This is a genomic window from Pseudooceanicola profundus (genome assembly GCF_054919315.1).
Genome location: NZ_CM142898.1, coordinates 1,011,890 through 1,031,333, shown reverse-complemented (window position 1 = coordinate 1,031,333; position 19,444 = coordinate 1,011,890). Strand labels below are relative to the sequence as shown.

The window sequence follows — 19,444 nt, the reverse complement described above, 5'->3', positions numbered from 1 at the left end:
CTGCGGCCCGCTGTTTTCCTAGTAAAGACCGCCCGAGGAGACCGAGCCGAAGCTGGCCTTGGGCCCGACGACCGCGCGTTTGCCGGTGGAGGTGGTGACCTCGCGGGCGGACTGGCCGACCTCCTCGAAGAGGGGCAGGTTCGAGCCCATGGCAAAGCCGCCGTCGTAGAAGACACCGAAGACGGGCTCTTCGCCGTCACGGAAGTATTCCGCCACCACGTTGTTGCCCGAGGCATCGTCCGACAGGCGCGCGCCGGTGAAGCGGTCGATCTTGATGAAGTGACCACCCGGCGGGACCTTGAACTTGCCGCCACCGTATTTCTGGACCGCCTCGGTCATGAATTCCTGGAACACCGGGCCGCACATGCCGCCGCCCGAGGCACCCCGGCCCATGGGGCGGGGATCGTCGTAGCCGATGTAGCAGCCGGCGACGATGTTCGAGGTGAAGCCGAGGAACCAGACGTCGCGGGCGTCGTTGGTGGTGCCGGTCTTGCCCGCGGTGGGCACCGGCAGGTTCACGGCGCGCGAGGCGGTGCCGCGCTGGACCACGCCCTGCATCATCGAGGTCAGCTGGTAGGCGGTGATCGCGTCCATCACCCGCTGCCGCTTGGACACGATCGAGGGCGCCGCATGGGCGGGCAGGTTCGGGTTGGCGCAGTCGACGCAGTCCCGCTGGTCGTGGCGGTAAATCGTCTTGCCGTAGCGGTCCTGCACGCGGTCGACGAGGGTGGGTTCCACCCGCTCGCCGCCGTTGGCGAACATCGCGTAGGCCGAGATCATCTTGTAGAGCGTCGTCTCCTCGGAGCCGAGGGCGTTGGCGAGGTAGCGGCCCATGTTGTCGTAGACGCCGAAGCGCTCGGCGTAGGAGGCCACGGTGTCCATGCCCACTTCCTGCGCGAGGCGCACGGTCATGAGGTTCCGCGAATGCTCGATCCCGGTCCGCATCGGCGTGGGGCCGTAATACTGGTTCGAGGCGTTCTTGGGGCGCCACATGCCCTGCGGGGTGTTCACCTCGATCGGGGCGTCGATGATGATCGTCGCCGGGGTGTAGCCGCTGTCCAGCGCCGCGGCGTAGACGAAGGGCTTGAAGGACGACCCGGGCTGGCGTTCCGCCTGCGTGGCGCGGTTGAAGACCGAATGCTGGTAGGAGAAGCCGCCCTGCATCGCGATCACGCGACCGGTGTTCACGTCCATCGCCATGAAGCCGCCCTCGACCTCGGGCACCTGCCGCAGGGTCCAGCGGATGAAGCTGCCGTCGCTGTCCGAGGTCATGGCGCGCACCATGACGACGTCGCCCACCTCCAGCAGGTCGCCGGCGGTGCGGGCAGCAGAGGCAAGGCGGCCGTTTTCCAGCCGCTTGCGGGCCCATTGCACGTCATTGGCGGGGATCCAGTGGCCGTCGGCATCGTCGTCGACGCCCTCGATGCCGATGCGGGCATCGCTGCTGCCCACTTCCAGCACCACGGCGGGATGCCACTTGCCATCGACCTCGATGTCACGCGGGGCATTGAAGGAGGCGAGTGCGTCGCGCCACTTGTCGGCAGTCAGGTTCTCGGCCTCGATGGTGCCGAGACGGCCATGCCAGATCCCGCGCGAACGGTCGTATTTCTCCAGCGCGTGGCGCAGGGCCACGGCGGCCTCGACCTGCATCTCGGGGTCGATCGTGGCGCGGACGGAATAGCCGCCCGAGAAAAATTCGCCCTCGCCGAAATCCTTGGACAGCTGGCGGCGGATCTCGTCGGTGAAGTAGTCGCGTGGGGGCAGGGTGCCCTTAAAGCTGTCGAAATCGCCGTTCTGGACCGAGCGCACGGGCTCCGCGATCTCGTGCTCCATGGTGGCCATGTCGATGTAGCCGTTGTCTTCCATCTCGCGCAGCACGTAGTCGCGGCGTTGCTTCAGCCGCTCCTTGTTGCGCACCGGGTGGAAGTCCGAGGGCGCCTTGGGCATCGAGGCGAGGAAGGCGGCCTCGTGCGGCTCAAGGTCGGCCAGCGACTTGTTGAAGTAGGTCTGGGCCGCGGCGGCGACGCCGTAGGAGTTCTGGCCGAGGAAGATTTCGTTCAGGTATAGTTCGAGGATCTTGTCCTTCGACATCGACTCCTCGAGCCGCGAGGCAAGGATGATCTCCTTGATCTTGCGTTCGATCTTGCGGTCACCGGAGAGCAGGAAGTTCTTCATCACCTGTTGGGTGATCGTCGAGGCGCCCCGCACGTTCTTGCCGCGCGACTTCACCGCGTCGATCCCGGCGGCCAGCATGCCGCGGGTGTCATAGCCGCCGTGGGTGTAGAAGTTCTTGTCCTCGGCGGAGATGAAGGCTTCCTTCACCAGGTCGGGGATCTCGTCCGCGGGCACGAAGATCCGGCGCTCGACGGCGAATTCGTCGATGATCTGGCCCTCGCCCGAGTAGATCCGGCTGATCGTCTTGGGCTGGTACTGCGCCAGGCTCTCATGGCTGGGCAGATCCTGCCCGTAGATCCAGAACACCGCGCCGATGCTCAGCGCGACGACCATGATCCCCATGGTGATCAGCGTGAAGATGCCGCCGAAGAAGGAAAGAATGAATCTCAGCAAGGTCTGCCCCCGATTGTTGAGGCAGTATATAGGCGCGCGTGCTGGCGCGGTCAAAACACATAGGGGTCAGGACGGGGCCGCGACGCGCCGTTTCCCTGCATGTGGTGGGTGCAGGCAGGCTGTGGCCCGCCGGTCGGGCATGGATGGGCGGAAACCCGCGGCTACTGGCGCACCAGCGGCGCATTGGCGGCATCCGCCACGACCCAGGCCTGCACCGCGTCGCGAATCGCCCCGGCCAGCCGGGCGCGGAAGGCGGGATCGGCAAGGTTGGCGCGGTCGCGGTCGTTGGAGAGGAAGCCCGCCTCGACCAGCACCGATGGGATGTCGGCGGCCTTGAGCACCGAGAAGCCCGCCGCCCGGATCGGGTGGGAGTTCAGCGGCACCTCGGCGGCGGCGATCTTGTCGGCCAGCGTCCGGGCAAAGAGTGCGGTGCGCGGCTGGGTCTCCATCCGGGCGAGGTCGAGCAGCACATCGGCCACCACGTCGTCCTTGCCGGTCAGGTCCACGCCCGAGAGCAGGTCATCGCGGTCGTGCCGTTCGGCCAGCTTGGCCGAGGCCGCGTCGGTCGCCGCCTCGGCCAGCTTGTAGACCGTGGCGCCGCGGGCCTTGCCCTCGGGCAGCAGGTCGGCGTGGAGCGAGATGAAAATCTGCGCCCGGCTCTCGTGGGCGATGGCGACGCGCCGTTCGAGCGAGACGAAGCTGTCGTCGTCCCGCGTCAGAACCACCTGCACCCCGTCGGAGCGCAGCAGCGCGTCCTTCACCTCGCGGGCCAGCGTGAGCATGAGGTCCTTTTCCACCAGCCCGTCGAATTCCGCGCCCGGGTCGATGCCGCCATGGCCCGGGTCGATCACCACGGTCACCGGGCCGTCGCCGCGCGGTTTCGGCGCGGTCAGGCTGGGTTCGGGCAGGTCCCACGCGGGATCGCGCGGCGCGCCGGAGCGGGCGGCAAAGGTCTCTGCCTCGGTCGGCGTGAAGCGGGCGGTGAGCCGCGCCCGGCCGGAGGCGGTGTCGATGGTGGTGCCGACCCGGTGCAGCGCATAGGGCCCGGCGAGGTCCATCACGAGGCGCGACCAGCCCGGCCGGAAGGGGCCGAAGCGCAGGTCGGTGACCCGGTCGGAGTTCAGCAGGTTCACCTTGGCGACGCCGTCCCAGTCGACCTCGCGGAAGTCGATCACGGCGCGCGGCGGGTTGGTCAGCGTGTAGACCCGGTAGGGCACGCCCTGGCTCAGCTTCAGCTCCAGCCGGATGCCGTCGCCATCGTCGATGATCTGGCTGCCGGAGAGGTCGACGCGGGCGAGCGCGCTGAAATCCTGTTGCTGGGCGCGGCTCTGCGGGGTGCAGAGGCACAGCGCGGCGAGCGCTACGAAAAGCGCGCCGAGGGTCCTGCTCATGTCCTGCCTTTCCGGCGTTTGCTGTTTGCGCGGAGTGTAGCGGATGCCGGCGAGGATGGGAATCTGCGGATCGGGAAATTGCGGTGGCGGTGCGGTGGTGCCGATCCGCCGCTGGCGGGTAACGCCGCGAGTGCGGAGCCATGGATCGCTTGAACTGCTCGGGAAACTCTTGGCGCGCTCTGCTGTCAAGTATGGCGGTATCGGCCTCTTAACGTTTGTACGCCTGAAGTCAGCGTCCCCGCACGGTGCCCTCGATATGTCCCGCCCGGCCGAGAGGCCGGGCAGCGCCGAACCGCCCCCACGGGGCGGCGCTCTCGCGCCTCCCCTCGGTTCGGCGCTGCCCTTCCCGCGAGCCGGTGGATGCAGGACCTGCGTTTGGGCGCAATCGGGAGTGTTCGGCCCTGCCCGTTTTTCCCGGTCAGGGGCCCGGTCAGGGGAACGTCCGGTCCCGGATCCCCGAGAGCGTCCGGCTGGCCGAGATCGCTTCCTTCTCCAGCAGGCAGTGCAGGATTGCGGGCTTGCCGCTCTCGACGGCCCGCTCGAAGGCTGCGGGGAAGGCCGCGGTGGTCTCCACCCGTTCGCCATGGCCGCCATAGGCCATGGCCAGCGCCGCGAAATCCGGGTTCGTCAGGTCCGTGGCCGAGACCCGCGCGGGGAACTCCCGCTCCTGATGGGCGCGGATCGTGCCGTACATGCCGTTGTCCACCACCACGACCACCACCGGGATATCGTGGTGCACGGCGGTGGCGAATTCCTGCCCCGTCATCATGAAATCCCCGTCGCCCGCGATCGTCACGGCCATACGCTCCGGGTAGGTGCGCTTGGCCATGATCCCGGCCGGCAGCCCATAGCCCATGGAGCCGCAAGTTGGCGCCAGCAGGGTCTGGTAGCCCCGGAACCGGTAGTAGCGGTTGATCCAGGTGGCGAAATTGCCCGCGCCGTTGGCGATGTAGTCGCGCGGGCCCAGCCGGTCGCGCAGCCAGCAGATGATCTCGCCCATCTGGAGCGGGCCGGGATTGGGCTGCGGCACTTCGGACCAGTCGAGGTAGGCACCGCGGCAGGCCATGGCCCAGTCTCCCGAGGGCAGGGCCGAGGGCGTCAGCCCCTCCAGCGCCAGCATCAGCCCCATGGGCGTGGCGGTCAGCCCCAGCGTCGGCTGGTAGACCCGGCCCAGTTCCTCCGGGTCGGCATGGACATGGACCACCTGCTGCCCGGGCGTCGGAATGTCGAAGAGCGTATAGCCGTTGGAGGCGATCTCGCTCAGCCGCGTGCCCAGCATGAGCACGAGGTCCGAGCCGCGGATCGCCTCGGTCAGCGCCGGGTTCGGCCCGAGGCTGAGGTCACCCACGTAGAGGTCATGATCCGCAGGGAAGAGCCCGGTGCGCCGGAAGGAGACCGCCACCGGCAGCGCCCAGCGTTCGGCGAAATGGATCACCGACTCGCGCGCCTCGGGCGACCAGCCGCCGCCGCCGAGGATGACGATGGGGCGCTGCGCGCGTTGGAGCAGGTCCTCCAGCCGGGCGATGTCCTGTGCAACCGGTGCGATCTGCGGTGCTTCCACCCAGGGCGCATCGGGGACCGAGACCATGTCGGCCAGCATGTCCTCGGGCAGGGCGATCACCACCGGGCCGGGGCGGCCCTGCATGGCGGTGCGGAAGGCGCGGGCGACGATTTCGGGGATGCGGGCGGCGTCGTCGATCTCGACCGTCCACTTCGTCATCGTGCCGAAGACCGCCTTGTAGTCGAGTTCCTGAAACGCCTCGCGCTCCTTCATCTCGCGGGCGACCTGCCCCACGAAGAGGATCATCGGGGTGCTGTCCTGCATCGCCACATGCACCCCGGCAGAGGCATTGGTGGCCCCCGGTCCGCGGGTCACGAAACAGATGCCGGGACGGCCGGTCATCTTGCCGTGGGCCTCGGCCATCATGGCGGCGCCGCCCTCCTGCCGGCAGGTCATCAGGTCGATGCCGCTGTCGATCAGCGCGTCGAGAACCGAGAGGTAGCTTTCGCCCGGCACGCATGTCGCGCGCTCCACGCCCTGCGCCAGCAATTGATCGACCAGCACCCGCGCGCCGCTGCGCGCGCCCAGTCCGGTGGCGGTTTCATCCTTCATGGCCGGTCCTCCGATCGTCGGTGTGACAGGAGGACTGTGGCGCGAATTCCCCTGTCCGGCAAGCGCGCGGGCGGACGGGCGCCGGTCGCAGCCCCGGGGCGGGCCGGGCGCGCGAGGCCGTGCAACCGGGCGCGGGCTCGGAAGACTGGTGAATGATAAGGGCGAAGAGCGCGGGCGCAGGACACCGGTCCTGGTTTGGAGCCGCGCCGCAAGGGGCCGGGGCCTGGGCCCGCTGCCGGCAACTGGCGCCACGGGCAAAGCAACACGGGCAAAGAAAAAGGCGCGGCCCCGGAGGGTCGCGCCTGATCTGAAGTCCGGTCGGGACGCGGCGGGATTACTCCTCGCCGGCCTCCTCTTCGCTTTCCTCGGCGTCGCCCGACGACCGCAGGCCCGAGGGCGCGGAGATGTTGGCGATGACGAAGTCACGGTCGATGGTCGGCTTGGCGCCTTCCGGCAGGGTGATGTTCGAGATGGTCAGCGTGTCGCCGATGTCCATGCCCGAAATGTCTGCAACCAGTTTCTCGGGGATGTCGCCAGCGGTGACGACCAGTTCCACCTCGGGGCGGACCGTGGTCAGCACGCCGCCCTTGCGGATGCCCTTCGAAGCCTCTTCGCCGACGAATTCGACGGGGATGAAGAGGTTGATCTTGCTGGTACGGCGCAGGCGCATCAGGTCGAGGTGGGTCGGAAGGTCCTTAACCACGTCACGCTGCACGTTGCGGCAGATCACGCGCACGTCTTCCCGGCCTTCAACCTTCAGGTTGAACAGGGTCGAAAGGAAGCGGCCTTGCTTCAGGCGCTTCAACAGGACGTTGAACGGGATCTGAATCGACAGCGGGTCTTCGCCACCACCGTAAACAATACCAGGAACCATGCCGTCACGACGAGCTTGGCGAGCGGCGCCCTTGCCCGTCCCCGCGCGTTCCTGGACAACGAGATCAGGAATCTCTCCAGCCATAATTGTCTCTCCTAAGAACAGTTGGGCGGGCATCCTCCAAGGCTGTATGCCCGCATGAAGCCGCGCCAATACACGAGTCCCCCCAGCTTGCAAAGGGCAAAAGCGGCCTCCTCGCCCGGAAAGAGGGGCGGAAGCGCGGTGGAGGAGGGGCGATAGGCCGGGGGAGGGCCGGGTGCAAGGTATCTGCCATCCCGGACCGCGCGCCGCCGGTCCGGTCTCAAGGGCCGCACGAGGCCCAGTACGCCAGCACGGGCGCGGTGCGGCACGGCAGGATCGGGCCGTCTCCCGGTACCCGGGCGCCGCCGTTGGCCGCTGCCATGGGCCGCCTGCGGCGTCTCCGGTGGCGGGCATTCAAGACCTCTTGACCAGACGCCCCGCGCGGCCCTAATGGCGCCTGCACCCGCTGGGTGGTGCGCACGTGTCTCTGCCGCGTGGCCGCAAGGCCAACGAGCGGACCCCATTGAAAGTCAGCATCATGGCGGCACACAGCCTGTCGTCCGGCAACCTCATTGTCGATCGCCGCCTCGGTTTCGCCGAGGGGCTGGCGCGCGCGGGGGATCCCGCCGCTGCCGCGGATCTCCTGACCGAGGCGCTGGAACTGGCGCCCGACTGGGCCGCGGGCTGGTATCGCCTCGGCGAGTTCCGCGAGGCCGCGCAGGATGCCCCCGGCGCCGTGGCCGCGTGGGACGCGGCGCTGCGGCTCGATCCCTCCGACCGGCTGGGCGCGGGGCTCAAGCGCGACCTGATCCGCCGCGTGCCCCTGAGCGAGGCCATGCCCTCGGCCTTCGTCGAGGCGCTCTTCGATCAATATGCCACCAAGTTCGAGGCGGCGCTGGTCGATCAGCTCGACTATTGCGCGCCCGACCTGCTGCGCCGCAGGCTGGAGGGGCAGGGGCAGGGGCAGGGGCAGGGGCAGGGGCAGGAGGCGCAGGGGCGCTTTGCCCGGATGCTCGACCTCGGCTGCGGCACCGGGCTGGCGGGCGTTGCCCTGCGCGACCTCTGCGACTGGATGGCGGGCTATGACATCTCTGCCGGGATGCTGGCCGAGGCCCGGGCCAAGGGGCTCTACGACCTGCTGGAGAAACGCGACCTCTCGGCGCTGGAGCCGGTGGAGCCCTCTTACGACCTGATCGTGGCGGCGGATGTCTTCATCTACCTCGGCGCTTTGGAGCAGATCGTGGGCTGGTGCGTCGGCGCCCTGCGGCCCGGCGGCACGCTGGCCTTCACAGTGGAGCGCGGCGAGGCGCCGGTGGCCCTGCGCGACAGCCGTCGCTTTGCCCATTCCGCCGACTACGTGGCGCAGTTGCTGCAAGACGCGGGGCTGGCCGAGGTGACGCTGGTCACCGCGACGCTGCGGCGCGATCGCGGGGCGGATGTGGAAGGCCTGGTGGTCACGGCGCGCCGCGCGGCGCAGCCGGTCAGCCGCCTGGGCGATGGCGAGGATCTGGCGCTGGCGTGAGCGGCCCGGCCCGAGGCATGCCGGGTGGCACCGGGCCGCAGCGGCCCGGTGCAGCAGTGATCAGGCCCAGTTGCCCGAGAAATCTGCCGGGATCTGCAGGACCGAGCGGTCCAGCTCGTCGATGCGCCGCTTGCCGCAGAGCGCCATGGAGATGTCCATCTCCCGGGCGATGACCTCCAGCGCGCGCGTCACGCCGGCCTGCCCCATGGCGCCGAGCCCGTAGACGAAGGCGCGGCCGATGTAGGTGCCCTTGGCGCCCATGGCCACGGCCTTCATCACGTCCTGCCCCGAGCGGATGCCGCCGTCGAGGTGCACCTCCACCTGATCGCCCACGGCCTGCAGGATCGGGTCCAGCGCGCGGATCGAGGAGATCGCCCCGTCCAGCTGGCGCCCGCCGTGGTTCGAGACGATGATCGCATCCGCGCCCACCTTGGCGGCCATCACCGCGTCCTCGGCATCTAGGATCCCCTTCAGGATCACCTTGCCGCCCCAGTACTCCTTGAGCTTGGCGACCTTGTCCCAGTCGAGCGCCGGGTCGAACTGCTCGGCCGTCCAGGACGAGAGCGACGAGAGGTTGCTGACCCCCTTGGCGTGGCCCACGATATTGCCGAAGGTCCGCCGCGGCGTCTGCAGCATGCCCATGCCCCAGGCCCATTTGGTCGAGAGGTCGAGGATATTCTTCGGCGTCATCTTGGGCGGGGCGGTCAGGCCGTTCTTCAGGTCCTTGTGCCGCTGGCCGAGGATCTGAAGGTCCAGCGTGATCACGAGGGCGGAGCAGTTCGCCGCCTTCGCCCGGTCGATCAGGCGATAGACGTAGTCCATGTCCTTCATGGTGTAGAGCTGCATCCAGAACGGCTTGCTGGTGTGGGCGGCCACGTCCTCGATGGAACAGATCGACATGGTGGACAGGGTGAAGGGCACGCCGAAGGCCTCTGCCGCCCGCGCCGCCTTGATCTCGCCATCGGGCGACTGCATCCCGGTCAGGCCCACCGGGGCCAGGGCCACCGGCATGGCGACCTTCTGGCCGATCATCTCGCTTTCGAGGCTGCGGCCGGTCATGTCCACCGCAACCCGCTGGCGCAGGTGGATCTTCTGGAAGTCCGTGGTGTTCTCGCGGAAGGTCTGTTCGGTCCAGCTGCCGCTCTCGGCATAGTCGTAGAACATCTTCGGTGTGCGGCGGCGGTGCAGTCGCTTGAGGTCGTCGATACAGGTGATCACTGGCATGGCGGAACCTTTCCCTTTGCGCGGGTCACGCCTGTCTTAGAGCCCGCGATGAAGACGGGCAAGGGAGCGCAGCCCCGCCCTCTCATCCGTCCCGCCGAAACGTCAAAGGGGGCCGCAGCCCCCTCATCCACTGTTCTCAAATATCCCCGCCGGAGGCCCCGATCTGCCGCGCAGCGGCGACCAGCAGCCCGGCACAGCGGGTCAGGCGCGGTGCGCGCCTTCCGCGAGACCGCGCACGAAGGCCTCGATCTCGGCGATCAGCTTGCCCTTGGCCACTTCGCCCACGATGGCGGAGCCAACGACGCAGCCATCCGCGACCGAGGCGATCTGCTCGGCGGTCTCGGGGGTGCGGATGCCGAAGCCCACGATGACGGGCAGGTCGGTCTTGGCCTTGATGCGGGCCACTTCCGGGCCCACGTCCACGGCCTGTGCCGCCGCCGCCCCGGTGATCCCGGTGATCGAGACGTAGTAGACGAAGCCCGAGGTGTTCTGCAGCACCTTCGGCAGGCGCTTGTCATCGGTGGTGGGCGTGGCGAGGCGGATGAAGTTCAGCCCGGCCGCCTGCGCGGGAATGCAGAGCTCGCTGTCCTCTTCCGGGGGCAGGTCGACGACGATCAGACCGTCGATCCCGGCCTCCTTGGCATCCGCGAGGAAGGCGTCCACGCCGTGGCTGTAGATCGGGTTGTAGTAGCCCATCATCACGATCGGCGTCTCGTTGTTGGTCTTGCGGAAGGCGCGCACCATGTCGAGCACCTTGTTCAGCGTCATGCCGCTTTCCAGCGCACGCTGGCCGGCCAGCTGGATGGTGGGGCCGTCGGCCATGGGATCGGTGAAGGGCATGCCCAGTTCGATCACGTCGACACCGGCGCGCGGCAGGCAGGCCAGCACCTCGGCCGAGGTCGCCTCGTCCGGGTCTCCGGCCATCATGTAGGCGACGAAGGCCTTTTTGCCTTCCGAACGGAGACGGGCGAAGGTGTCGTCGATACGAGTCATGGGCGGTCCTTTCCGATACGCCGGACGGGTTTGCAGAATGGCGGCGGGAAAATCAATGGCCCGGCGCATCTGAGGCAGCGCGGCGGGGTGTCTTTGTGGGCAAAGCGGGGCGGTTTACACCTTGGCTGGCCCCTGCGCGCTGGCCGCGGAGGCCTCACGCCTGCCGTGCCGGCGCGGCAGCCCGGCAAAGGAGTGGCAAGCGGCATCGCGCGGAGCCGGCCCGGCGAAGGCCCCGCGAAGGCCGGGCGATACCCAACCTGACGCGTCTCAGCCGGGCGGCGTTGCGCGCGATCCCCGCCTGCCTGCGCGTGACGGGGCGCTGTCAGTCCTCGGCGCTGTCCTCTGCGGGGGCGCTGTCTGGTGCGCTGTCGGGCGCGCTGCCGGGGGCGCCCGGGGCCTCGGTGGCGTCGCTGTCGGCGATCAGCATCCATGTGGTGCCGAACCGATCCCGCACCATGGCATAGCCCGGCGAGAAGAACGTCGGCCCGAAAGCATGGATCACCGCCCCGCGTTCGCGCAGCGCCTCGAAGAGTTCCTCGGCGCGGGTCACCTGCTTGAGGGTCAGCGTGATCACCACCGCCTGCTGCGGCAGCCCCTCGACGCCTGGCGGGTAATCTGCCGCCATCAGCAGTTCGCCATCCGCGAAGTCGAGCTGCGCATGCATGATCTTCGCGTCCTCCTCCTCGGTGCTGGGGCCGAAATCCGCCTCGGGCGGCGCATCGGCATAGCGCGTCAGCGTCAGCTCCCCGCCGAGGATCTCGTGGTACTTGGTCATTGCTTCTTCGCAATTTCCCATGAAATGGATGTAGGCGGTCAGCATCTTCCGGCCCTCCCTTGGCGTCGGCGCCATAGGTGTCGCATTCCCGTGCCGGAACCGCAACGGCTGCTTGCCCCACTGGGGCTTTGCGCATAGAAGCACCGCGATTGCTGGAAAGGATGCACCATGGGTTTCAAGATGGGGATCGTGGGTCTGCCGAACGTCGGCAAGTCGACCCTCTTCAACGCGCTGACGAAGACCGCCGCGGCCCAGGCCGCCAACTTCCCCTTCTGCACGATCGAGCCGAACGTGGGCGAGGTCGCCGTGCCCGATGCGCGGCTCGACACGCTGGCGGAGATTGCCGGGTCGAAGCAGATCATCCCCACGCGGATGACCTTCGTTGACATCGCGGGCCTCGTGAAGGGCGCGTCGAAGGGCGAGGGCCTCGGCAACCAGTTCCTCGCGAACATCCGCGAGACCGATGCCATCGCCCACGTGCTGCGCTGCTTCGAGGACGGTGACGTGACCCACGTCGATGGCCGCGTCGATCCCGTGGCCGATGCCGAGACCATCGAGACCGAGCTGATGCTGGCCGACCTCGAGTCGATCGAGAAGCGCCGCGCCAACCTCGCGCGCAAGCTCAAGGGCAACGACAAGGAAGCGCAGCAGCAGGACCGCCTGCTGGCCGCGGCCCAGGCCGCCATCGAGGACGGCAAGCCCGCCCGCGTGGTCGAGGTGGATGCCGAGGACGCGAAGGCGTGGAAGATGCTGCAACTGCTGAGCACCAAGCCGGTGCTCTACGTCTGCAACGTCTCCGAGGAAGAGGCCGCCGAGGGCAACGCCCATTCCGCCGCCGTGGCCGAGATGGCCGCCGCGCAGGGCAACAGCCATGTCATCATCTCCGCCCGGATCGAGGAGGAGATCTCCCAGCTCGACGCCGAGGAGGCCGAGATGTTCCTGGGCGAGATGGGGCTGGAAGAGCCCGGCCTCGACCGGCTGATCCGCGCGGGCTACGAGTTGCTGCACCTCGAGACCTACTTCACCGTCGGCCCCAAGGAGGCCCGCGCCTGGACCATCCGTCAGGGCACCTCGGCCCCGCAGGCCGCAGGCGTGATCCACGGTGATTTCGAGAAGGGCTTCATCCGGGCCGAAACCATCGCCTACGCCGATTTCGTGGCGAACAAGGGCGAGGCCGGGGCCAAGGAAGCAGGCAAGATGCGCGCGGAAGGCAAGAGCTATGTCGTCAAGGACGGCGACGTGCTGCACTTCCTCTTCAACACCTGATCGGGCCCGTCCCGAATGTGACAAGACCCCGCCCATGTGGCGGGGTCTTTGCGTTTCCGGGGTCTGGCTGGGCGCCCCCACTCAGGGGCCCATTCGGGGCCCCACTCGCGGCTGCCTGTTGAGCAGCCCGGTTGCGGCCCCCGGTTCGGGTCTCCGGTTTGTGCCCCCCGGGTCCGGGCCGCGCTCGTGGCTCAGCCGCGCATGTCGCCGGTGTCGATGAACCGCTGGTGCCAGCTCAGCGACTGGCCGGGCAGCGAGGGCGCGTGTTTCCCGTAGGAGCCCACAAGCGCACGCTTGTAGTAGTCGCGCAGCATCGGGCGGTAATCGGGGTGGGCGCAGTTCTCGATGATCACCTCTGCGCGCTGCCTGGGCGAGAGGCCGCGCAGGTCCGCAAGGCCCTGTTCCGTCACGATCACCTGCACGTCCTGCGCGATGTGGTCCACGTGGCTGGCCTGCGGCACGATGGCCGAGATCGCCCCGCCCTTGGCTGTGGAGGGCGTCATGAAGATCGAGACATAGGCATTGCGCGCGAAATCGCCCGAACCGCCGATGCCGTTCTGGATCCGCGAACCCATGACGCAGGTCGAATTCACGTTGCCGTAGATATCCGCCTCGATCAGCCCGTTCATGGCGATGCAGCCAAGGCGGCGCACCAGTTCGGGGTGGTTCGAGATCTCCTGCGGGCGCAGCACCAGCTTGTCTCGGAAGAAGGCGGCGTTTGTGTTGAAATGCTCCGCCGCATCAGGCGAGAGCGAGAACGCCGTGGCCGAGGCCATGCGCAGCTTGCCCGCCTCCAGCAGGTCGAGCATCCCGTCCTGCACCACCTCGGTGAAGGAGGTCATGTCCTCGTAGGGCGCCTCCATCAGGCCCGAGAGCACCGCGTTGGTCACGTTGCCCACCCCCGATTGCAGCGGCAGCAGGTTCTCCGGCAGCCGCCCACGGGCGACCTCATGCGCGAAGAAGTCGAGCAGGTGGCCCGCGATGGCATTGGCCACGGCGTCGGGCTTGGCGAAGGGCAGGTTGCGGTCCGGCGTCGAGGTCTGAACCACGGCCACCACCTTGGAGGGATCGACGCGGAAATGCTGCTGGCCGATGCGGTCGTCGGGCTTGACCAGCGGGATCGGCTTGCGGTGCGGGGGCAGGGCGGTGCCGTAGTAGATGTCATGCATCCCGTCCAGCATCTCGGATTGCCACTCGTTCACCTCGAGGATGATCTTGTCCGCGGTGTCGAGCCAGGTCTTGTTGTTGCCGATGGAGGAGGAGGGGATCAGGTCACCCCCGGCAGTGATGCCCGAGATCTCGACCACGGCCACGTCGAGCGGCCCGAGGAACCCCTGCCATGCCATCGGCGCGACCTGGCTCAGGTGCATGTCGAAATAGTTCATCTCGCCGTTGTTGATCTTCTCGCGGGCGATCGGGTCCGAGTTGTAGGGCAGGCGGAACTCGATCCCGTCGGCCTTGGCCAGTGCGCCGTCCAGTTCGGGACCTGTCGAGGCGCCGGTCCAGATGCGGACCTTGAAGGGATTGCCCTTGGCGTGTTCGCCCTCGATCCGCGCGGCGAGGGCCTGCGGCACGGCCTTGGGGTAGCCCGACCCGGTGAAGCCGCTCATCCCGATGGTGTCGCCATTGGCGATCAGGGCGGCGGCGTCCTCGGCGCTCATCAGTTTGGCGCGCAGGGTCTCGTTCTTGATGCGTTGGTCGGCCAGCATGGCGGTCTCCTCCGGTCGTGGCGAGGCGACGTATCGCCTTTCGCTAATGCGATATCTGTCGCGCGCCGCCGCGAGGCTGTCGAGAGCTATGCGTCCAGAAATAGGGTTTTGCAGATTTGCCATGACTGAGGTGCATGGCTTGGCATGCAATTGCATGCCGAATTCTTGCCGCCGGGCACCGGCAAGGGCCCGCGCGGGGTCAGAAGACCGCTTGGCGCAGGGGCCGGGGCAGGCTATCCCGGTGGCCCCAACGTGCCTGAGCAGAGAGAGACATGCCGATTCCCTCCGATCCCGTCGCCCGTATTCCCGCCCTCATCGCCCGCGACATCCAGGCCACGCCGGATCAGGTCCGCTCGGCGGTGACGCTGCTCGACGGGGGCGCCACGGTGCCCTTCATCGCGCGCTACCGGAAAGAGGTGACCGGCGGTCTGGACGACACCCAGCTGCGGACGCTGGAAGAGCGGCTGACCTACCTGCGCGAACTCGAAGACCGCCGCGCCGCCGTGCTGAAGAGCGTGGACGAGCAGGGCAAGCTGACCGACGACCTCAAGGCCGACATCCTCGGCGCCGAGACCAAGGCGACGCTGGAAGACATCTACCTGCCCTACAAGAAGAAGCGCCGCACCAAGGCGATGATCGCCCGCGAAAACGGGCTGGAGCCGCTGGCCCGCGCCATTCAGGAGGATCGCCGCGCCGATCCGGTGAAACTGGCCGAGGGCTATATCACCGAGGCCGTGGCCGACACCAAGGCCGCCCTCGACGGGGCGCGTGATATCCTCGCCGAGGAACTGTCGGAAAACGCCGACCTGCTGGGCCGCCTGCGCGATCACCTGCGCCGCAATGGCCGGATCACCGCCAAGGTGGTCGAGGGGAAAGAGCAGGAGGGCGCCAAGTTCTCCGACTACTTCGACCATGCCGAGGGCTGGCAGGACATGCCCAGCCACCGAGCGCTGGCGATCTTCCGGGGCCGGAACGAGGGGATCCTGACCGTCGATCTGGACTGCGGCCCCGAGGATGACGGCGTGCAGGCCGAGGCGATATGCGCCGCCGCGCTGGAGGCCAAGGGGGATCAGCCGGGCGACCTCTGGCTGCGCAAGACCGCAGGCTGGGGCTGGCGGGTGAAGCTGCGGCTCTCGCTCACGCTCGACCTGCTGGGCGAGCTGCGCAGCCGCGCCGAGGCGGATGCGATCGACGTCTTTGCCCGCAACCTCAAGGACCTGCTGCTGGCCGCGCCGGCGGGCGCGAAGGCGACGCTGGGCCTCGATCCCGGCATCCGGACGGGCGTGAAATGCGCCGTGGTCGATCACACCGGCAAGCTGCTGGAAACGGCGACGATCTATCCCTTCCAGCCCAAGAATGACACCCGCGGGTCGATGACCACGCTGGCCAAGCTGATCGGCACCCACGGGGTCAAGCTGATCGCCATCGGCAACGGCACGGCCAGCCGCGAGACGGAAAAGCTGGTCACGGACCTGCTGTCCCACGCGCCGGGCGAGAAGCCGACCAAGGTGGTGGTGAGCGAGGCGGGCGCTTCGGTCTACTCAGCCTCGGCCCTCGCGGCGCAGGAGTTCCCGGGCCTCGATGTCTCCCTGCGTGGCGCGGTCTCCATCGCGCGGCGGTTGCAGGATCCGCTGGCGGAGCTGGTGAAGATCGAGCCCAAGAGCATCGGTGTCGGCCAGTACCAGCACGACGTGGACCAGTACCGCCTCGGCCGGTCGCTGGATGCAGTGGTCGAGGATGCGGTGAACGCGGTGGGCGTGGACCTCAACACCGCGTCCGCGCCGCTGCTGGCGCGGGTGGCAGGCATCGGCCCCTCGCTGGCCGAGGGGATCGTGACCTACCGCGACATCCACGGCGCCTTCGGCAAGCGGAAGGACCTGCTGAAGGTTTCGGGCCTCGGCCCGCGGGCCTTCGAGCAATGCGCGGGCTTCCTGCGGATCACCGATGGCGAGGAGCCGCTGGATGCCTCGGCCGTGCACCCGGAAAGCTACGAGGTGGCCCGCCGGATCGTCGCCGCCTGCGGGCGTGACCTGCGCGCGCTGATGGCCGATCCCGCGCCGCTCAAGCGCCTCTCGGCCGAGGATTTCGTGGCTGACGGCGTCGGCCTGCCCACGGTGCGCGATATCCTTGCCGAGCTGGAGAAGCCCGGCCGCGACCCGCGCCCCGAGTTCAAGACCGCGACCTTTGCCGAGGGCGTGAACGAGATTACCGACCTGCGCCCCGGCATGTCGCTGGAAGGGACGGTGACCAACGTGGCGGCCTTCGGGGCCTTCGTCGATATCGGCGTGCATCAGGACGGGCTGGTCCATGTCAGCCAGCTGGCGGATCGCTTCGTGAAGGACCCGCATGAGGTGGTGAAGGCCGGCGACGTGGTGAAGGTTCGCGTGGTCGAGGTGGATGTGCCGCGCAAGCGGATTGGCCTGACCATGCGCAAGGACGGCGGCGCGCAGCCCGCGGAACGTGGCCAGAAGGACAACCGCGGCAAGGGCGGCCCCGGTGGCCCCCGTGGCAAGGGTGGCAAGCCCGGCCCGCGCGGTCCCATGTCCTCGGGGCCGAAGAAGCAGGACAGTGTCGGCGGTCTGGGGGCCGCCCTGCTGGACGCGATGAAGAAGTCCTGATCCGGACTTGGAAGAACGGACAAGCCCGGTCGCTCTGGCCGGGCTTTTTCGTGGTCTCTAGCGGGGCGTGACGGGGGTGACCTCGGCGACCTGCGCGAGGATCGCCTCTGCCGCCGCGCGCGTGCCGGGCTGCGCCTTCATGTCGGCGGAGATCCCGGCGAGCCGCCCGGCCATCGCCGTGTCGTCCAGCAGGCCCATCACCGTGTCGCGCAGCGCCTCCGCCGTCCAGTCGGAGCGGTGCATCCAGCGTCCCGTGCCCGTGGCCTCGGCCCGCTGCGCATTGTCGTGGCCGTCCCAGCAGTAGGGCATCACCAGCGAGGGCACCCCGTGGTAGAGCGCCTCGCAGAAGGAGTTGTTGCCGCCGTGGTGGATGAAGAGCGCCGATTGCGCCACCACCGAGGGCTGCGGGAACCAGCTGGCGAGGTAGACATTGTCCGGCACCCGGTCATAGCCTTCGAGGAAGCCGCCCACGTTCACGAGGAACTGCGCCGGCAGCCCGTCGAAGGCGGCAATCATCCGGCGGATCAGCGCGGTGTCGATCGCGCCGAGGCTGCCGAAGGAGAGGTAGACCAGCGGCCCGCCCGCGCCCGGCAGCTCCGGCATGTCGAACTGGGTCTCCTCGCGCACGCAGCCTTCGAGATATCGGAACCTGTCGGGCGGCAGGGGCTGGGCGCGGTCATAGCGCACGGCGGCGGGCGACAGCAGCAGGTTCATGTGGGGAGAGGGCTCGAGGAACAGCCCCTCGGCCAGCGGTGCAAGGCCGCGCGCCTTGCGGAAGGCGTTGTAGCGCTGGTGCGCCGGGGCCGTTGCGGCGAGGTAGGCGGCCTCGAAGCCGGCCCGCGTCGCGGCGTCGGGGGCAAGGCCCGAGAGGTAGGGCGGTACGTTGGTGTCGGGCAGCTCCGTCTCGGCACAGGAGACGACGCGGATCCACGGCACCCCCGCCCGCACGATGGCGGGGAACTGGATCACGTTGTCGAGCACCACCGCATCGGGGCGGATCTGGTCGAGCAGGGCGCAGAGGCCGGCCTCCGCATCCATCGCGGTGTCGACGATCGCCTCCCACGTGGGGGCCACATAGGTCGGCAGCTGCGCCGCCGGGTCTAGGTCGAAGTGCGGCAGGTGGGTGTTGATGAACTCCTGCCAGTAGTCCTGCGTCTTGTCGGCACTGGAGCGCGGCGGCTCGGGCAGGTGGTATTCGCGGAAGCCGTAGTTGGCAAAGACCCCGTTGAACCCGGGATGGCAGAGGAAGACTGGCGTGCCGCCCATGCGGCGCACCTCCTGCGCGATGCCGACGCAATTGAGCGCGGCGCCGAAGCTCGCCTCGGGAAAGAAGGCGATCACGGGGGCGGGGCGGGATGTCATCGCGGGCCTCTCGTCAGCGGCGGGATACCGCGGTTGGCGGCCTCGGGGCGGCGGCGGCGCGAGCGCCGCAGGTGCAGCGTCATCAGGTCGGCGGCCACGTCGAACTGCATCTGCTCCAGCGCGTCGAGGATGTCCAGATGTTCCTCCAGCGACTGGCGCAGGCGGAAGTCGGGGATCGAGAAATCCTTCTGCGTCGCCTTGCGGAGCCGCTGATGGGCCATCAGCGCACCACGCACGAAGCGGTTGCCCGAGCCTTCGGCGACCAGCATGTGGAACTCCACGTCGAGCCGCAGGAAGCCCGCGTTGCCGATCCCGCCAGCCGCACTTTGTAGCGCCTCCTGCATCTGGCCGCGCAGAAGGCCCGCTTTCTGGGCATCGAGGCGAAACCCCGGGGCAAGGATCGCCTGCGGCTCCAGTTGCAGGCGGAAGTGCAGGCTCTCATCCGTCGCGTTCGGCGTGTCGAGGATCGGCTGAAAGGCCCAGGATCGCCCGGGCATCTGGGTCACGATCCCGTCGCGTGAAAGTATTTTTAGCGCATTTAGTACTGACGTGCGCGATGTGCTGTATCTTCGGGCAAGCGCGCTGACCGATTGCAGGTCGTCGATCCGCCGGGCGGCCCGATCGGTCAGGATGCGGTGGGCCAGGCTGTCCTCCAGCGACTCCAGTTCCTGCGCGGCCTCGTCCAGCCCGTCATCGCGCCCCAGTTCGAGGAAGAAGCCCTCCTCCTCGCGCCAGCTTAGAATTCCTTTCTCTTCCAGAAGCTTGAAGGCAGAGCGAATGGGGGTTCTCGACACGCCGCAGGCTTCGGAGAAACTCTGCTCCGGCAGGTGATCGCCGGGGGCCATGTTCCGCTCCCGCACGATGGCAAGGATGCGCATCGCGAGGCTCAGGTGGTTCTGTCGGGCATTGCGTCGGGACTCTGGCATCATCCCTCCTGTGGGGCGCATCCGTGCTTGCCGTGATCCGGCGGCACGTAAAAGAACAGCGAATACAGTTTGACGTATTTTT

Annotated in this window: 13 protein-coding genes; 3 read left to right on the top strand and 10 right to left on the bottom strand. The window is 68.3% G+C overall.

Translation table 11 applies throughout. The features are described from left to right. Positions 1-18 precede the first annotated feature (18 nt). From ACX9MO_RS04765 to ACX9MO_RS04750, 4 genes are all read right to left on the bottom strand, one after another. Positions 19-2,568, bottom strand: coding sequence for a penicillin-binding protein 1A (locus ACX9MO_RS04765; RefSeq protein ID WP_222491731.1), 2,550 nt, complete (start codon positions 2,566-2,568; stop codon positions 19-21). Between the two features lie 161 nt (positions 2,569-2,729). Then, positions 2,730-3,959 carry an N-acetylmuramoyl-L-alanine amidase gene (locus ACX9MO_RS04760; protein WP_222491733.1) on the bottom strand — a complete coding sequence of 410 codons (1,230 nt, stop codon included), beginning with the start codon at positions 3,957-3,959 and terminating at the stop codon, positions 2,730-2,732. Between the two features lie 430 nt (positions 3,960-4,389). Further along, positions 4,390-6,072: a thiamine pyrophosphate-binding protein gene (locus ACX9MO_RS04755; RefSeq protein WP_462213703.1), complete on the bottom strand. Its 1,683-nt coding sequence runs from the start codon at positions 6,070-6,072 to the stop codon at positions 4,390-4,392. 334 nt (positions 6,073-6,406) lie between these two features. Continuing rightward, the gene (locus ACX9MO_RS04750; protein WP_222491737.1) at positions 6,407-7,030 is read right to left on the bottom strand and encodes a 50S ribosomal protein L25/general stress protein Ctc; all 624 of its coding nucleotides are present in this window, start codon (positions 7,028-7,030) and stop codon (positions 6,407-6,409) included. A gap of 475 nt (positions 7,031-7,505) precedes the next feature. On the opposite strand from ACX9MO_RS04750, the gene ACX9MO_RS04745 reads away from it, so the two are divergent. Further along, entirely contained in the window at positions 7,506-8,489 is a 984-nt protein-coding gene (locus tag ACX9MO_RS04745; protein ID WP_462213702.1) for a class I SAM-dependent DNA methyltransferase, read from the top strand. 60 nt (positions 8,490-8,549) lie between these two features. Here the strand turns inward: ACX9MO_RS04745 and ACX9MO_RS04740 are convergent, their stop codons facing one another. From ACX9MO_RS04740 to ACX9MO_RS04730, 3 genes are all read right to left on the bottom strand, one after another. Then, positions 8,550-9,713 carry an alpha-hydroxy acid oxidase gene (locus ACX9MO_RS04740; RefSeq protein ID WP_222491741.1) on the bottom strand — a complete coding sequence of 388 codons (1,164 nt, stop codon included), beginning with the start codon at positions 9,711-9,713 and terminating at the stop codon, positions 8,550-8,552. Between the two features lie 201 nt (positions 9,714-9,914). Continuing rightward, positions 9,915-10,706: a tryptophan synthase subunit alpha gene (gene trpA, locus ACX9MO_RS04735; RefSeq protein ID WP_462213701.1), complete on the bottom strand. Its 792-nt coding sequence runs from the start codon at positions 10,704-10,706 to the stop codon at positions 9,915-9,917. A 322-nt stretch (positions 10,707-11,028) separates the two neighbouring features. Continuing rightward, the gene (locus ACX9MO_RS04730; RefSeq protein ID WP_462213700.1) at positions 11,029-11,526 is read right to left on the bottom strand and encodes a VOC family protein; all 498 of its coding nucleotides are present in this window, start codon (positions 11,524-11,526) and stop codon (positions 11,029-11,031) included. A 123-nt stretch (positions 11,527-11,649) separates the two neighbouring features. Here ACX9MO_RS04730 and ychF point away from each other — a divergent pair, with 123 nt between their 5' ends. After that, entirely contained in the window at positions 11,650-12,747 is a 1,098-nt protein-coding gene (gene ychF, locus ACX9MO_RS04725) for a redox-regulated ATPase YchF (protein WP_462213699.1), read from the top strand. Between the two features lie 191 nt (positions 12,748-12,938). On the opposite strand, the gene ACX9MO_RS04720 is transcribed toward ychF, so the two are convergent. Next, positions 12,939-14,456 carry an acetyl-CoA hydrolase/transferase family protein gene (locus ACX9MO_RS04720; RefSeq protein WP_462213698.1) on the bottom strand — a complete coding sequence of 506 codons (1,518 nt, stop codon included), beginning with the start codon at positions 14,454-14,456 and terminating at the stop codon, positions 12,939-12,941. Positions 14,457-14,728: 272 nt separating this feature from the next. Here ACX9MO_RS04720 and ACX9MO_RS04715 point away from each other — a divergent pair, with 272 nt between their 5' ends. Beyond that, positions 14,729-17,074, top strand: coding sequence for a Tex family protein (locus ACX9MO_RS04715; RefSeq protein ID WP_462213697.1), 2,346 nt, complete (start codon positions 14,729-14,731; stop codon positions 17,072-17,074). 57 nt (positions 17,075-17,131) lie between these two features. Here ACX9MO_RS04715 and ACX9MO_RS04710 read toward each other — a convergent pair whose 3' ends face one another. After that, entirely contained in the window at positions 17,132-18,436 is a 1,305-nt protein-coding gene (locus ACX9MO_RS04710; protein ID WP_462213696.1) for a nucleotide disphospho-sugar-binding domain-containing protein, read from the bottom strand. Continuing rightward, positions 18,433-19,362, bottom strand: a complete 930-nt coding sequence (locus ACX9MO_RS04705; protein ID WP_462213695.1) for a GntR family transcriptional regulator — start codon at positions 19,360-19,362, stop codon at positions 18,433-18,435. Before ACX9MO_RS04705 ends, ACX9MO_RS04710 begins: the two co-directional genes overlap by 4 nt. Between the last annotated feature and the right edge of the window lie 82 nt (positions 19,363-19,444).

What these genes read in the sequence shown, in the direction of transcription:
- ACX9MO_RS04750 (WP_222491737.1), bottom strand. Translation starts at nt 7,030, where the DNA reads ATGGCTGGAGAGATTCCTGATCTCGTTGTCCAGGAACGCGCGGGGACG.
- ychF (WP_462213699.1), top strand. Translation starts at nt 11,650, where the DNA reads ATGGGTTTCAAGATGGGGATCGTGGGTCTGCCGAACGTCGGCAAGTCG.
- ACX9MO_RS04740 (WP_222491741.1), bottom strand. Translation starts at nt 9,713, where the DNA reads ATGCCAGTGATCACCTGTATCGACGACCTCAAGCGACTGCACCGCCGC.
- ACX9MO_RS04730 (WP_462213700.1), bottom strand. Translation starts at nt 11,526, where the DNA reads ATGCTGACCGCCTACATCCATTTCATGGGAAATTGCGAAGAAGCAATG.
- ACX9MO_RS04720 (WP_462213698.1), bottom strand. Translation starts at nt 14,456, where the DNA reads ATGCTGGCCGACCAACGCATCAAGAACGAGACCCTGCGCGCCAAACTG.
- ACX9MO_RS04705 (WP_462213695.1), bottom strand. Translation starts at nt 19,362, where the DNA reads ATGCCAGAGTCCCGACGCAATGCCCGACAGAACCACCTGAGCCTCGCG.
- ACX9MO_RS04715 (WP_462213697.1), top strand. Translation starts at nt 14,729, where the DNA reads ATGCCGATTCCCTCCGATCCCGTCGCCCGTATTCCCGCCCTCATCGCC.
- trpA (WP_462213701.1), bottom strand. Translation starts at nt 10,706, where the DNA reads ATGACTCGTATCGACGACACCTTCGCCCGTCTCCGTTCGGAAGGCAAA.
- ACX9MO_RS04745 (WP_462213702.1), top strand. Translation starts at nt 7,506, where the DNA reads ATGGCGGCACACAGCCTGTCGTCCGGCAACCTCATTGTCGATCGCCGC.
- ACX9MO_RS04760 (WP_222491733.1), bottom strand. Translation starts at nt 3,959, where the DNA reads ATGAGCAGGACCCTCGGCGCGCTTTTCGTAGCGCTCGCCGCGCTGTGC.
- ACX9MO_RS04710 (WP_462213696.1), bottom strand. Translation starts at nt 18,436, where the DNA reads ATGACATCCCGCCCCGCCCCCGTGATCGCCTTCTTTCCCGAGGCGAGC.
- ACX9MO_RS04755 (WP_462213703.1), bottom strand. Translation starts at nt 6,072, where the DNA reads ATGAAGGATGAAACCGCCACCGGACTGGGCGCGCGCAGCGGCGCGCGG.